12 protein-coding genes are annotated in these 14,965 nt (G+C 44.7%); 9 read left to right on the top strand and 3 right to left on the bottom strand.

Annotated elements, in window-relative coordinates:
* Positions 1-19: 19 nt before the first annotated feature.
* The 3 genes from CHH91_RS01890 to CHH91_RS01880 are packed head-to-tail and all read right to left on the bottom strand — an operon-like array spanning position 20 to position 3,727.
* On the bottom strand, positions 20-1,051 hold the full coding sequence (locus tag CHH91_RS01890; RefSeq protein ID WP_095221414.1) for an aldose epimerase family protein: 1,032 nt from the start codon (positions 1,049-1,051) through the stop codon (positions 20-22).
* Positions 1,048-2,541 carry a UDP-glucose--hexose-1-phosphate uridylyltransferase gene (galT, locus tag CHH91_RS01885; RefSeq protein WP_095221412.1) on the bottom strand — a complete coding sequence of 498 codons (1,494 nt, stop codon included), beginning with the start codon at positions 2,539-2,541 and terminating at the stop codon, positions 1,048-1,050. The genes CHH91_RS01890 and galT overlap by 4 nt, the downstream gene beginning before the upstream one ends.
* 13 nt (positions 2,542-2,554) lie before the next feature.
* A complete protein-coding gene (locus tag CHH91_RS01880) occupies positions 2,555-3,727 on the bottom strand; it encodes a galactokinase (protein WP_095221411.1) in 1,173 nt (390 codons plus the stop codon).
* 175 nt (positions 3,728-3,902) lie between these two features.
* On the opposite strand from CHH91_RS01880, the gene CHH91_RS01875 reads away from it, so the two are divergent.
* From CHH91_RS01875 to gucD, 9 genes are all read left to right on the top strand, one after another.
* Positions 3,903-4,907, top strand: coding sequence for a LacI family DNA-binding transcriptional regulator (locus tag CHH91_RS01875; RefSeq protein ID WP_095221410.1), 1,005 nt, complete (start codon positions 3,903-3,905; stop codon positions 4,905-4,907).
* 121 nt (positions 4,908-5,028) lie between these two features.
* Complete coding sequence (ganS, locus tag CHH91_RS01870; RefSeq protein ID WP_483372379.1) at positions 5,029-6,297, top strand: galactooligosaccharide ABC transporter substrate-binding protein GanS; 1,269 nt, start codon at positions 5,029-5,031, stop codon at positions 6,295-6,297.
* 57 nt (positions 6,298-6,354) lie between these two features.
* Positions 6,355-7,611 (top strand): carbohydrate ABC transporter permease, encoded by a 1,257-nt coding sequence (gene ganP / locus CHH91_RS01865; RefSeq protein WP_095221408.1) that lies wholly within the window; start codon positions 6,355-6,357, stop codon positions 7,609-7,611.
* Complete coding sequence (ganQ, locus tag CHH91_RS01860) at positions 7,608-8,453, top strand: galactooligosaccharide ABC transporter permease GanQ (protein WP_176465626.1); 846 nt, start codon at positions 7,608-7,610, stop codon at positions 8,451-8,453. Before ganP ends, ganQ begins: the two co-directional genes overlap by 4 nt.
* A gap of 21 nt (positions 8,454-8,474) precedes the next feature.
* Complete coding sequence (locus tag CHH91_RS01855; protein WP_095221405.1) at positions 8,475-10,529, top strand: beta-galactosidase; 2,055 nt, start codon at positions 8,475-8,477, stop codon at positions 10,527-10,529.
* 99 nt (positions 10,530-10,628) lie between these two features.
* Positions 10,629-11,495, top strand: a complete 867-nt coding sequence (locus CHH91_RS01850) for an SDR family oxidoreductase (protein ID WP_095221403.1) — start codon at positions 10,629-10,631, stop codon at positions 11,493-11,495.
* Positions 11,496-11,604: 109 nt separating this feature from the next.
* Entirely contained in the window at positions 11,605-12,033 is a 429-nt protein-coding gene (locus tag CHH91_RS01845) for a hypothetical protein (protein ID WP_095221401.1), read from the top strand.
* Between the two features lie 443 nt (positions 12,034-12,476).
* Entirely contained in the window at positions 12,477-13,421 is a 945-nt protein-coding gene (gene kdgD, locus CHH91_RS01840) for a 5-dehydro-4-deoxyglucarate dehydratase (protein ID WP_095221399.1), read from the top strand.
* Positions 13,422-13,424: 3 nt separating this feature from the next.
* A complete protein-coding gene (gene gucD / locus CHH91_RS01835) occupies positions 13,425-14,891 on the top strand; it encodes an alpha-ketoglutaric semialdehyde dehydrogenase GucD (RefSeq protein ID WP_095221398.1) in 1,467 nt (488 codons plus the stop codon).
* Positions 14,892-14,965 lie beyond the last annotated feature (74 nt).

The following is a 14,965-nucleotide window of genomic DNA, read 5'->3' as shown; positions in this document are numbered from 1 at the left end:
TAGCTGGCTCCTTTCATAATTATTTGGTTGAAAAAGAGAATACAGTCTCTTTTCGGTACGGCTCGCCAGGCTTCAAGATGAGATCTGGAAAACCAACATGATGCAAGCCAGCAGGGAAAGCCTGTGTTTCAAAACAAATCCCCAGGTATTTTTCAGATTTGCGTTCTCTAAGTTCCAATGAATCATCCAGGCCATTACCTGTATACACGACGAGACCAGGCTGATTCGATTGGATGGTCATCAGTCTTCCGCTATCTGGATCATAGAGACCAGCTTTTGGTTTCTCATTGCTTGAAAACAAGAAGTAGTGATCGATACCTTTCCCGGCAATACGAAGCTGTTCATGCTGTGCGCCGAATACTTCCTCTAACGGTTTGAATGACCGCAAGTCGAATGGCGAAGCAGCTGTATCCAGCAGTCTGCCGGTTGAAATCAGTTCTTCATCCAACTCTGTGTACTGATCACTTGCGACCATTGCCTGCTGCTTCGCAATGGTTCTTTTCAGGTTTCCGCTGAGATTGAAGTACGTATGATTTGTCAGAGTTACAGGAGTTGCCTTGTCAGTGGCTGCTTCATAAAGGATAACTAATTTGTTGTCCTCTGTGAGTGTGTAGGTGACATTCACTGTTAGGCTCCCTGGGTAGCCGCCTTCACCATCCTTACTTGTGTGAGAAAGTCGAAGACCGTTTATTTCATTCTCTTCAAAAGGTTCTACCTTCCAAAGTACTTGGTGAAACCCTTCAGGACCGCCGTGCAAATGGTGCTTCCCTTCATTTGCTTCCAGTTTGTATGTTTGGCCATCCAATACGATTTCAGACTCTCTTATCCGTCCAGCTACCCGGCCTATCAAAGCACCGAAGTAGTTGGGATTATCTTTGTAATCTTGAAGGTCGCGATAGCCTAGTACGATATTCTCTAAGTTTCCGTCTTTATCAGGTACTTCCAGGGACGTGATGATGCCTCCAAAGTTCAGAGCCTCAAGACGCATTCCGTTATTATTGGTGACCGTGTACAATTCCCACCCATCCTGGAGGATAGTCCTTTCGATCATGAAGACACCACTTTCTGATTGAGTTTTGTGATGAAGCGCTGAAAGACTTTGTCGTCCTTAAAGACTCCAGCATCCTCCAATACGCGGACGAATTTCTTGCCAAGTTCTTTTTGAACAACTTCTTTTGCATATTGTTCGTTATGAAGGAATCCATGTTCCGCACGCAATTCCCGAGCCCATTCTTCGTGCGGAGGGTCCACTGCATCGGCTTTTCCGGCTAGAAACTTATAAATTGTTTCTAGCTCTTTTTCCAAGCGCGGCGGCAATACAGCGAGGCCCATCACTTCAATCAATCCGATATTTTCTTTTTTGATGTGATGCACATCTGCATGCGGGTGAAAGATACCCAATGGGTGGGTAGCTGTCGTCCGGTTATTGCGAAGTACAAGATCCATTTCATACAAATCATCACGCATTCTGGCAATCGGAGTTATTGTATTATGCGGCGTGTTGTCTGTATAAGATAGAATGGATGCATCTTTGTCATCGTAGTTGCGCCAAAAGGCCAGAATACTATCGGCTGCCTCTACCAATTTCCCCTGGTCGTTCGCCTGGAGCCGAATGACCGTCATCGGCCACTTAAGGACAGAAGCTCTTACGTCCGGATGCGAATGAATCGAAAAGGTATAGCGTTCTTCCGCATTGGTCATGGCAAAGGTATAGCGCCCTGCTTGATAATGATCATGGGAGAGAATAGAACCTCCTACAATCGGCAAATCGGCATTTGAGCCAATGAAATAATGAGGGAACTTCTCCACAAATTCAAGCAGTCTTCGGAATGCATCTGCATTGATTTTCATATCCCGATGTTCCTCTGATAATACGATGCTGTGTTCATCATAATAAACGTAAGGCGAATATTGGAAAAGCCACTTCTCCTCTCCTAGTGACAATTCAATTACGCGGTGGTTGGACCTTGCGGGATATCCAATTCTGCCGGAATAGCCTTCATTTTCTTTGCAGAGCACACAAAGAGGGTAGGAATTATCCTGCTTCATCATCCGTTCGCGCTTGATTTGTTCTGGATCTTTTTCAGGTTTGGACAAGTTGATGGTAATGTCCATTTCGCCATATTCGGTCTGTACTTTATATGATATGTTTTTTTTGATCCGATTCATCTGGATATAGTTGCTGTTCTTGCTTAGATTATAAAAGTAATCCGTTGCCTGTTCCGGTGATTTCTTATAATAGCTGTCAAATGATGCCTGGACAGTGGAAGGGCGAGGTATAAAGCAATTCATCAACGATGCCGCAAGCATCTCTTTCTCATCCAAAATGTTATCGATGATATCTTCCTTCACGGCATAATCGACGATTCGATCGACTAAATCCGGTATCGAACCAGAGCTCGTCAAAATTTTATGTGCCGGGTATGTTGTCATCTTCAGCAGGTGCATTACTTGGTTTCGTACGTAGATGATATCCCGTTCCTTTATTAAATCTTCCTTGCAAGTCTGCTCTAGTAAAGCCTCGATATCTGAATAAATCATATGAACACATCCTTTATGCTAATTCCTTTGCACCGTCACCGATCGTAGCAGTATAGAAGGTTGCCTCATATCCGATTTTTTCTTTATAGTGCTGCTGGATACCTGCTTGGACTGCTTCAATCTTATCTTTTTCCACTAATGCAATTGCGCAGCCGCCGAATCCAGCACCTGTCATGCGAGCGCCGAGAACACCATCCTGTGCCCAGGCAGCTTCAACAATCGTATCGAGTTCCTGTCCAGTCACTTCGTAATCATCCCGCAGTGAACGATGCGAATCATTCATCAATTCCCCGAAAGCAGCCAAGTCATGCCTTTGAAGCTTTTTCAACGCCTCGATCGTGCGGTTATTCTCATATACAGCATGACGTGCACGTTTGACGTGGACAGGATTGCTGATTAATGTGTGATGCTGATCAAATGTTTCTGGAGAGAGCTCGCCGAGACTATTAATCTTGAGTTTTTGCTTTAAATCCTGCAGGGCAGCTTCACATTCTGACCGGCGTTCGTTATATTTTGAACCGGATAAAGTTCGCTGTTTATTCGTATTGGCAATCAAAATCACATGTTCAGACAAATCTACAGGTGCATGCTCGTAATCCAATGTGTTGCAGTCAAGCAGGATAGCGTGCCCTTGTTTACCCATCCCGACCGAAAATTGATCCATGATGCCGCTGTTTACACCGATATATTCATTCTCCACCCGTTGTCCAAGCTGAACAAGCGGAATACGTTCCATTCCAAGTCCATATATGCTATCAGCCAATACGCCAGTAACTAGCTCAATGGAAGCAGAAGAAGAGAGACCGGCTCCATTTGGTATATCTCCGTAATAAAGGATGTCCATGCCAGATGTTATTTTGTCGGTAGCTTGCTGTAAATAAAGCAATACACCCTTTGGATAATTGGCCCAATCATCGTCGGATTGAAAGGCTAGATCATCTAACCTGCGTTCAATGATACCGGTTTCAGAAAAGTTCATGCTGTAAAACCTGATTAAGTTGTCACTGCGTTTTGCCGCTAAAGCATAAGTCCCATAAGAGATTGCTGCTGGAAATACATGTCCGCCATTATAATCAGTGTGCTCACCGATTAAATTGATTCTGCCAGGTGCAAAGAATTGGCGTGGATTTTCATTAGTTTGGAAGATTTCTTGAAATGAAGCTGTTAGATTCTGCTTAAGCGTCATAACGATGCCTCCTAAATGTACTTTATTAATTTAATTAACTAAGTTACGGATAGTGTACTATAAGGAGAAATTGGAAGCAAGAGATACTTAAGCCTATTTTGTCAGTTAAATATTTAGTAAAAAGTTTACTGGTGTATGTTTATCTGTCATAATCTAATCAGAAGAGGTGAGGGGTTTGGCAACAATAAAAGAAATCGCAAATGAAGTCGGGTTTTCTGTTTCCACAGTCTCCAGGGTGCTGAATCACGACGAAAGCCTATCTGTGACAGAAGAAACAAAAGATAAAATATTTGCAGTGGCAGAACGGCTGAATTATCGAAAGAAAGAAGTCCATATACGGATTAAGCAAATAGCTTTTCTCTATTGGGTAACAGTTACAGAAGAGCTGGAGGATGTTTATTTCAAAACGATGCGTAAGGCACTGGAACAATGTGCGAAGGAACGAAATGTTGAATTGACTTTATACAAAAAAGAGGATGGGATAGAAGCTGTTCCCGATACTATCCAAGGGTTTCTGGCGGTGGGGAGCTTCACGAAAGCGGAGCACGTAAAGCTGCAGAATTTAACTAAGAATGGTGTATTCATTGATTCATCTCCAAATCCGGATCATTACGATGCTGTACGTCCCGATTTGGAATGGATTACGAGGAAGCAGATAGACCATTTGCTGGAGCAAGGGCACCGCGATATAGGCTTCATTGGCGGAACATTTCAAAACCCGGATACGATGAGAGATGAGATGGATCCCAGAGAGAAGGCTTTCCGTACCTATATGGAGGAAAAGGGTATCCTGGATGATCGATCCGTTCTTTGCAGACGTGGTTTCAGCGTTGAAAATGGTTATGGCTTAATGAAAAAGGCGATTGATGAATTGGGTGTGCTGCCGAGTGCATTCGTTGCAGCTGCTGATCCGATTGCTGTAGGCATGCTCCAGGCATTGAATGAAGACGGTATCGCTATTCCGGGGCAGGTGAGCGTTATCGGTATCAATAATATCAGTGTGGCAAAATATGTATCTCCTCCTTTGACGACTGTCCGTATCGATTTGAATGAAGTGTGCAAGTCAGCTATTGATTTGCTGCTGGAACAAATACTAGGTAAGCGGACATTATCTAAGACAGTACTAATTACTGGCGAGATTGTCGAAAGAAAGAGTACGATGACGAAAACGACTGACTAATAAAGTCGTTTTTTGTTTGCGTAAATTATTTACCTAAATAAGTAAAATAATTGTTTACTTCAGATAAACAGAATGCTATGTTTAATATTGTAAACGCTTTCAATAAAAGGAGTGGGGTCGAGTGAAAAGGAAAAAGCTAGTCCTTGGCTTGGTATCTGGTTTAATGACGGGAGTTTTACTGACTGGGTGTGGACCGCAAGAGAGCGGTGCGGATGGAAGTGAGTCCGAAAAAAGTGACAAATTAGTCATTTGGGAAGATAAAGAGAAAGCAATCGGTATTGAAGACGCTGTAGCCGAATTTGAAAAAGAACATGATGTGACGGTAGAAATCATTGAGAAAAACTATGCCCAGCAATTAGAAGATTTACGGCTGGACGGCCCAGCTGGGTCAGGTCCTGATGTATTCACAATGCCGGGAGACCAAATGGGATCTGCTGTTGCGGAGGGTTTAGTGAAGGAATTGGCGGTTGATGAAACGTTGCAATCGGCTTACACAGAATCAGCCATGCAATCGCAAATCGTCGACGGTAAAGTGTATGGACTTCCGAAAGCTGTTGAAACGACGATGCTTTACTATAACAAAGCTCTAATAACCGAAGAGGAGCTGCCGGAGGACTTGGAGGGATGGTTCAACTATTCCAAAGAAGTTCGTCAAGGGGAGCAATATGGTTTCCTGGCATTGTTTGATCAGACCTATTATGCCAATAGCGTGCTGAGCGGCTATGGCGGCTACGTCTTCGGCAAGAACAGCGATGGTACGTTTAATCCGGAAGACATCGGATTAAACAATGAAGGAGCGGTAGAAGGCGCAAGTGAGATCAAGCGTTTCTACGATGAGAAGCTATTCCCGTCGGGCTTAGTGGGTGAGCAAGGAATCAACGTTATCGAGTCGCTGTTTACTGAAGGGAAAGCGGCTGCCATCATATCAGGTCCATGGAATTTGGAACCATTTGAAACAGCTGGAGTCGACTATGGTATTGCTTCCTTGCCGAAGCTATCCAATGGAGAAAATATGCGCGCATTTATCGGAGTAAAAAGCTATAACGTAAGCACGTTCTCTAAGAATGCTGAGTTGGCAGAAGAGCTAGTGAAGTATTTAAGTAATGAAGAAGTATCAAAGGTTCGTTATGAAAAGACAAAAGAGGTTCCGGCAGTGAAGGCGCTGGCAGAGGATCAGGAAGTGATGGAAAGCGATGCTTCAAAGGCGATTGCAGAACAATCACAGTTCTCTGACCTCACACCTGGCATACCGGAAATGAATGAAGTGTGGAAACCAACGGATGCTGCTTTGCAGACGATTGCGACTGGGAAATCCGAGCCGCAGGAAGCTCTCGATCAGGCAGTAAAATCAATTAAAGGTCAAATTGAGGCAAATCACGGCGAGAAATGATGGATACGTGCCGGCACAATGCCGGCACGTATTTCCTATGTAAGAGGAGGAATAGGCATGCAGCATCGTAAAGTAGCATTGTTGCTCTCGATCATACCAGGTTTCGGTCAGTTTTATCATCGGCAATGGCTGAAAGGATTACTGTTTCTGCTGATAACAGTTTCTTTCTTTGTTGCATTTAAGGATCTGTTGAATATGGGACTGTGGGGAATCGTTACGCTAGGGACTGAGATCCCAAGAGATAACTCGATTTTCCTATTGGCAGAAGGACTCATAGCGTTGATTGTCATCTTCCTAGGTTTGATCGTCTATTATTTAAATCTGCGGGATGCTTATAAAACGGGCGTTATGCGAGATAACAAGCAGACGCTTTACACACTTCGGCAGCAGTATCAGCATGTGCTGTTCAAGGGTTATCCGTATTTGATCAGCGGACCGGCATTCCTGCTGCTATTGTTCGCTGTCGTTTTCCCGATCCTTTTCAGCTTTGCGATCGCCTTTACGAATTATGATTTATATAATTCACCACCAGCTAAACTGGTCGAATGGGTCGGGTTCAGTACATTCAAGGAAATCTTCACTGTCGATATCTGGCGTTCAACTTTCTTCGATGTACTTGCATGGACAGTAGTCTGGACAATCGTAGCATCCACACTGCAAGTGGCATTAGGAATCTTTCTCGCAGTGGTTGTGAATCAAAAAGAAATACGTTTCAAGAAACTGTTTCGTACGATCCTCGTCTTGCCATGGGCAGTTCCTGGCTTCGTCACCATATTGATTTTCGCAGGCTTGTTCAATGACAGTTTCGGAGCTGTTAACAACGATATCCTTGCCGCACTCGGTCTCGATGCCATTCCTTGGCTGACAGATCCTAATTGGGCGCGATTCGCACTGATCATGATGCAAGGGTGGCTTGGTTTTCCGTACATTTTTCTTGTGACAACTGGTGTGCTGCAATCGATACCCGAGGACTTGTATGAAGCGGCGACAATCGATGGGGCGTCGGCTTTTTCGAAGTTCCGCCATATTACGATGCCGATGATTCTATTGTCGATCTCACCAATCATCATAACGCAATTCACATTCAACTTTAATAACTTCAATATTATCTATCTGTTTAATGCGGGAGGTCCGGCGGTTCCGGATTCCACTGCCGGCGGTACTGATATTTTGGTTTCATGGATTTATAAACTGACCATGCAGTCCAGCCAATATGCTTTGGCGGCTGCCCTGACTATCATGTTATCTGTTGTTGTCGTATCCATTGCGTTATGGCAGTTCCGAAAATCAAGTACATTCAAGGAAGGAGCATGAGCATGCGGAATCGATCACGTTTGATTCGCCTTACACTTTCCTATGGTGTGCTGATTGTTATGTCGATAATGATTCTATATCCGCTCGCGTGGACAATTGGCGCAAGCTTCAACCCTGGAAACAGTTTGATCAGTACATCCATCATTCCGAAAAATCCGACGCTGGCACATTATAAAGAACTGTTCGAAGGCTCTGAATCCCTGCCGTATGTGCAGTGGTATTTGAATTCGGTTAAGATCAGCTTCTTCACGATGCTTGGTGCTATCATCAGTGTTTCGTTCACAGGCTATGCTTTTTCACGATTCCGTTTCAGAGGCAGGAAGAATACATTGACTGTCTTTCTGCTGCTGCAAATGATTCCGCAATTTTCAGCACTAATCGCCCTTTTTGTCCTGGCACAGATGCTGGATATGGTCAACAGTCATTGGCTGCTGATCCTGCTGTACATCGGGGGGCTGATTCCGATGAATACGTATTTAATGAAGGGCTATATGGATTCCATTCCGATGGAGCTGGATGAAAGTGCGCGGATAGATGGCGCAAGCTTCACCCGGACATTTTGGCAAATCATCATGCCATTATCGAAGCCGATGCTGGCGGTTGTCGCCATGAATGGGTTCACGGTGCCATTAGGCGATTTTGTTTTGTCCTCTGTCATTTTGCGTACGACGGAAGCTTATACACTTCCAATTGGTCTGTTTAACTTAGTGAATGAGGTTATGGGAGCGAGCTACACGACGTTTGCAGCCGGAGCCATACTGATCAGTATTCCAATCGCCATCGTCTTCCTGCTGCAGCGGAACTTTGTTTCGGGCCTGACGACAGGCGGAACGAAAGGATAACCAGAAAAGGGAGAGAAGAAAATGAATCAATCGAAGCGCGAGTTAAAAGCACCTTTTTTGCTGCATGGAGGAGACTACAACCCCGATCAGTGGCTGAAGTACCCCGATGTCCTGAAAGAAGACATTGAATTGATGCAATTGGCACATACGAACACTTTCTCGGTTGGCATTTTCGCTTGGAGTGCATTAGAGCCTGAAGAGGGTGTGTACAATTTTGAATGGCTGGATAAGATTTTCGATGACATACATTCCTTTGGCGGAAAAGTGATTTTAGCTACTCCAAGCGGTGCCCGCCCTGCATGGATGTCTCAAAAATATCCGGATGTACTGCGAGTGAATGCGGCAAGAGTAAAACAGCTGCATGGAGGCAGGCATAACCATTGCTTCACTTCCCTGACATATTTGGAAAAAACAGAGAAGATAAACCGAAAGCTGGCAGAACGGTATGGAAAGCATCCAGCGTTACTGCTATGGCATATTTCCAATGAGTACAGCGGTGATTGCCATTGCGAACGTTGCCAGAGTGCTTTTCGTGAATGGCTGAAAGAGAAATACGACGGAAATCTAGAAGCCTTGAACGATGCATGGTGGGGACCGTTTTGGAGTCACACGTTTACTGATTGGGAGCAGGTAGAATCCCCTTCACCGAATGGAGAAGATGGCGTGCATGGACTGCGCCTGGATTGGCGGCGATTCTCAACTGATCAAACTGTCCGTTTCATGGAGAATGAGATGGTTCCGATACGTGAGATTACTCCGGACGTTCCAGTTACGACGAATTTTATGGCAGACACACCTGATTTGATCCCATTCCGGGGACTGGATTACAACCGTTTCGCAGAAAAGATTGATGTAATTAGCTGGGATGCGTATCCGACTTGGCATAATGACTGGGAAACAACTGCAGAGCTAGCGATGAAGGTCGGATTCATTGATGACTTGTACCGGACATTAAAGGATCAGCCATTTTTACTGATGGAAAATACACCAAGTGCCGTCAACTGGCATCCAGTGAACAAAGCGAAGCGGCCAGGCATGCATATCCTTGCTTCGATGCAGATGCTTGCTCATGGATCGGATAGTATCCTCTATTTCCAATGGCGCAAATCACGTGGTTCAACAGAAAAATTTCATGGGGCGGTCGTCGATCATGATCGTTCGCAGGATAATCGTGTATTCCGGGAAGTGGCAGAGCTAGGCAAAAAAATGGAAAAACTAGCCGGACTTAAAGGTACGCATCGTACTGCGGAAGTAGCGCTCTTGTATGATTGGGAAAATGACTGGGCGTTAGAAGATGCACAAGGATACGGATTGGATTCCAAGCAATATATTAAGACGATGCATGCACACTACCGGCCATTTTGGAAACGGGATATTCCAGTGGACGTTATTATGAAAAATCATGATTTCTCCAAGTATAAGCTTTTAGTCATCCCGATGCTGTATATGATGGATGACCAGACCGCAGAAAAACTCGAAGCATTTGTAAAGAATGGCGGCAAGCTGGTTATGACGTATATCAGCGGTGTGGTGAATGAGCACGACCTGGTGCATAAAGGAGCATGGCAGGAGAAGCTTACGGATGTATTCGGATTACGGCCAATTGAAACGGATACACTGTATCCGCGAGATCGCAATCAAGTCCTTTATAGAGGCAAGTATTATGATTTGAAAGATTATGCGACTGTTCTCGAACTCATTAACGCGAATGAGCTAGCCGTATATGATGAAGATTTCTATGCAGGAACATCGGCTGTCACAGAGCATGCTTATGGAGAGGGCAATGCCTATTATATTGGTGCTAGATTAGAGGATGCATTCCAGGACGACTTTTATTCGGAAATAATGAAAACAGAGCAGATTCACGCATCAGTTGGTATTACGAAGCAAGAAGGAGTATCCATTCAAGTACGCTATAATGCTGATTCCTTGTTTATCTTTGTCATGAATTTCAGTGAAGAGACAAGTAACATACAACTGGATCAAGTGTATGAGGATGTACTGGAGGAAGGGGATGTAGAAGGAGAGATTCAGCTGGATTCCTATGAGGTAAAAGTGCTTCGTCTGAGCAGGTGATAATGGCAGAGCTTGATAGTTTACTTTCGGTTAGACGTTTGACTGCTAGTAGGATGTGGAAAGGTATTGTATCAATCAAGATACAAAGGAGACTTTTCTATGGAACCGAAAGATATGATGAATGGCTCAACTAGTACGCACCAGCAGGATCGCCAGCCGGGCATTGAAGCAAAAATGGATCCACTGCCGCATCAGCCGCTAGATTACAAAGGTGTAGGAAGATTGGAAGGAAAAGCAGCTCTTATTACAGGCGGTGATTCCGGTATCGGCCGTGCAGTTGCTATCCTTTATGCAAAAGAAGGTGCGGATGTCGCAATTAGCTACCTTGATGAAACAGAAGATGCTGAAGAGACGAAACGTCTTGTGGAAGCAGAAGGTAAGCGCTGCTTGCTGCTGCCAGGGGACATCAAGGATGAGGAGCATTGTATCAGCTTAGTCGAAAAGACAGTTGAGGAATTCGGCAAGATCAATATTCTAGTGAACAACGCAGCTATTCAGTATGTGCAGGAGGATGTGCTTGAGATATCCTCAGAACAATTTGAGGAAGTATTCCGTGTTAACTTCTTCTCCCAATTCTATTTGACGAAAGCAGCTGTGCGTCATATGAAAGCAGGAGACTCCATCATCAGTACGTCTTCCATCAATGCTTACCGAGGCAACCCGATGTTCATGGACTATTCAGCGACAAAAGGTGCTATCACAGCTTGGACGCGCAGTATCGCCCAAAGCCTTATCAAGAAAGGAATTCGTGCTAACTCTGTAGCACCTGGTCCAGTATGGACACCGCTCATCCCGGCTACAATCGGGGAAGATAAAATTGAGCAGTTCGGACAAGACAGCCTGATGGGGCGTCCAGGGCAGCCTTCCGAGCATGCGTGGCCGTATGTAATGCTTGCATCTGATGAAGCTTCTTATATGACTGGTCAAGCAATCCACATCAATGGAGGATCTTATACATCTTCCTGATAGCTAAAAACCCCGTCCGTCGGACGGGGTTTTTTGTTTGTCTTTTAGAAGGAAAGGGAAAAGATTCCTACTACTGAATAAGCAAAATCTTTTGGGAGGAGGGATGAACATGTATATTAAATTCCACGATGAGGATCACGAAATCAAGTATCAGAATTTGCGGGCTGGTATTGGGAATGCGGAAGTATTACAGCATAAAGGCTGCCTTGCCGTCTTATATCTGATGGCGGGTGACAGCAGGCTGTACAAGCTCTTCAAACCATACTTCAAGTTTGACAGCTGTCAATTCGATTATCGCCAGATGCTTGCTGATTATGAGCTGACGGGGGATTTAGAGAAACTTGCTTCACTTGGTGTGCATCTCTTTGACGGACAAGTGGAAGTAACGCCGATGATGCTGGATGGACTGCAGGAGGATCGAGCTTGGTTCCTGGCATGGAACGCTGTAATGATGCGGAAATTCGGAACGGTAACAGGCTACGAAGTACCTTCTAACAAGTTCTTTGGCGGATTCATTCATGAAGATTTCAGCGTTTAAAAGAGTCTTCACTCAAATAGGAAACAAAATAAAGGAACAAGCAATTTTACATCTCTAAAATGCTTGTTCCTTTATTTTGTTTCCTTTGATGTATTCTGGTACTTCACTATTATTTTTAAACTCAAAAAAATATCCAATGAACGAATTCATTGGATACATGCTGAACAATTTTGTAACTGATTAAGATATGGGGGTTAGTTGTTGTATAACCGATTGGGAGTGAAACGAAACCCAATTACGGAAGAAATTACGGATAGGGATTAGGTCCCTTTTTTTATGCCGTATTTTATGGCGATACTTTCTCTGTTTCGTTGAATACCGTTTTTTCTTTTATCAATATTTTCTTCGGTATTTTCAAAGACCTAAAAATTATTTGCACTTTTGTCTATTTGTAATACAATTAAACAAACGGAATTGATAACGCTTACTTGAGGAGGTACACTATGGGACAATCAACAGGAATAGCCAAAGGTATTCTAGGGTTTCCGGTGGCACCATTTACCGAAGCTGGAAAGCTTGATGAACAAGCACTATTTGAAAATGTCCACTTTCTGGTAGAAGAAGGTCTGGATGCTATTTATATCGCTTGTGGATCCGGTGAATTCCAATCTTTGGATAGGAAAGAGTATGAAGCGATGCTGGATACAGCGATGGAAGCAGTTGCTGGCAAGGTTCCGATTTACACGGGAGTCGGCGGTAATCTCCGTACTGCTGTTGAACTTGCTGCGATATCAGAGGAAAAAGGTGCTGACGGATTTTTGCTGCTTCCGCCTTATCTGATTCAAGGGGAGCAGGAAGGACTTTATCAGTATGCAAAAGAAATATTCGAGAGTGCACCAGACTTGGATGCGATTATCTATCAAAGGGATAATGCTGTCTACTCTGTCGAGACGGTTAGACGGCTGGCGGCTTTTCCCCAACTGAAGGGGTTTAAGGATGGCATCGGGAATATGGATTTGAATATTTGTCTGACGCAGGAATTTAAGGGGAGACTTGACTTCCTGAACGGTATGCCGATGGCGGAGGTCACAATGCCTGCTTATGTCCCGCTCGGGATAACAACTTATTCCTCGGCTATTTCAAATTATATCCCGCATATTTCCCGAATGTATTATGAGGCGCTGCTAGCAGGCGACCAGGATACGCTGGATGCATTATATGCAGATGTCATCCTGCCAATCAACAGTATAAGGAAACAACGCAAAGGCTACGCCGTTTCCTTGATCAAAGCAGGGATGGAGATCATCGGCTTGCAGACAAGAGGGTATGTACGTCCTCCGGTTGTACCAGTAACAAAAGAGCACTATAACGAAATGGAACAGATCCTTTCGAAGGCACTGGACAAATATCCGCGTAAAGAGAAAATCTCAGAGATAAAGGAGAGCTAATACATGGCTACAAATGTAACAACGAATGTATACCGTAACTTTATCAATGGAGAATGGCAGGAATCAGAATCAGCAGAACAGATCACAGTCATTAATCCTGCAGATACCAGCAACCCTGTTGGTCAGATCCAGAGCTCCACAACAGTCGATTTGGAATCGGCAGTTGAAGCAGCGGATACAGCACGGAAGGAATGGCGAAGCTTATCCGGTGCTGCCAGAGGAGAGTTCCTTTATCGGGCTGCAGCTATCCTGGAGGAACGTGCCGAGGAGATTGCCGAAACGGCCACAAAAGAGATGGGAAAAACATTGCCGGAAGCTCGCGGTGAAACGCAGCGCGGTATTGCCATCCTGAAGTATTATGCAGCGGAGGGGATGCGGAAAACAGGTGATGTTATTCCATCGACCGATCCTGGAGCCTTCATGTATACAACGCGAGTTCCTTTAGGAGTTGTCGGTGTCATTGCTCCGTGGAACTTCCCTGTTGCAATTCCCATTTGGAAAATGGCGCCTGCGCTTATTTACGGCAATACCATCGTGTTTAAGCCGGCTTCTGAAACTGCTATTACAGCAATCAAAATAATCGAGTGCTTTGAAGCGGCAGGTTTTCCAAAAGGCGTCATCAATCTGGTTACTGGTGCGGGTTCTGTCATCGGGAAAGGGTTGGCCGAGCATCCGAAGGTAAATGGTATTACCTTCACTGGATCCAATAATGTCGGTAAAGGCATTGGTTTGACGGCGTTGGAGAGAGGAGCAAAGTATCAGCTGGAGATGGGCGGGAAAAATCCGGTCATTGTAGCTGCTGATGCAGATATCGAACAGGCAGTGGATGCAACAATCAGCGGTGCATTCCGATCCACGGGTCAAAAGTGTACTGCTACAAGCAGAGTCATAGTAGAAGAGCCGATATATGAAGCATTCCGGGATAGACTGATTGAAAAGACGAAGGAAATCACGATTGGCAACAGTCTCGAGCAGGACGTGTGGCTTGGTCCGATAGCAAGTAAAGCGCAGCTGGAAAACTGCCTTCACTATATCCAAAAAGGTATGGAAGAAGGAGCTAAGCTTATCCTGGGTGGTGAGCAGCTGACAGATGGAGATTATGGGAAAGGCTTTTACGTCCAGCCGACTATCTTTGAGGATGTAACCAATGACATGGTGATTGCTCAAGAGGAGATTTTTGGCCCTGTCATCGCTTTGATCAAGGTGGATTCGGAGGAAAAAGCAATAGATGTGGCGAATGATGTAAAATTCGGGTTAAGTGCATCTATTTTCACGAAGAACATTGGACGATTCCTGCAGTTCGTGGAAGATATGGAAGCAGGGCTTGTCCGTGTCAATGCGGAAAGTGCCGGAGTAGAGCTGCAGGCTCCATTTGGCGGAATGAAGCAATCAAGCTCCCACTCGAGAGAGCAGGGAGAAGCTGCCAAGGAGTTCTTTACGAGCATCAAGACTGTATTTGTAAAAGGATAGAGGGCTATTTCGGCCCTTTTTCCTTCTTGAATATTGACAACGCTTACAATAGAGCGGAGGAATGAAGCATATGG

It is taken from the genome of Virgibacillus sp. 7505 (genome assembly GCF_002272135.1).
GTDB lineage: Bacteria > Bacillota > Bacilli > Bacillales > Amphibacillaceae > Terribacillus.
This window is presented reverse-complemented; position numbering and strand designations above follow the sequence as displayed.

Bases quoted from the DNA above. Each gene is read 5' to 3' on its own strand.
- CHH91_RS01890 (WP_095221414.1), bottom strand. From the start codon at position 1,051: ATGATCGAAAGGACTATCCTCCAGGATGGGTGGGAATTGTACACGGTC.
- galT (WP_095221412.1), bottom strand. From the start codon at position 2,541: ATGATTTATTCAGATATCGAGGCTTTACTAGAGCAGACTTGCAAGGAA.
- CHH91_RS01880 (WP_095221411.1), bottom strand. From the start codon at position 3,727: ATGACGCTTAAGCAGAATCTAACAGCTTCATTTCAAGAAATCTTCCAA.
- ganP (WP_095221408.1), top strand. From the start codon at position 6,355: ATGCAGCATCGTAAAGTAGCATTGTTGCTCTCGATCATACCAGGTTTC.
- ganQ (WP_176465626.1), top strand. From the start codon at position 7,608: ATGAGCATGCGGAATCGATCACGTTTGATTCGCCTTACACTTTCCTAT.
- CHH91_RS01855 (WP_095221405.1), top strand. From the start codon at position 8,475: ATGAATCAATCGAAGCGCGAGTTAAAAGCACCTTTTTTGCTGCATGGA.
- CHH91_RS01850 (WP_095221403.1), top strand. From the start codon at position 10,629: ATGGAACCGAAAGATATGATGAATGGCTCAACTAGTACGCACCAGCAG.
- CHH91_RS01845 (WP_095221401.1), top strand. From the start codon at position 11,605: ATGTATATTAAATTCCACGATGAGGATCACGAAATCAAGTATCAGAAT.
- kdgD (WP_095221399.1), top strand. From the start codon at position 12,477: ATGGGACAATCAACAGGAATAGCCAAAGGTATTCTAGGGTTTCCGGTG.
- gucD (WP_095221398.1), top strand. From the start codon at position 13,425: ATGGCTACAAATGTAACAACGAATGTATACCGTAACTTTATCAATGGA.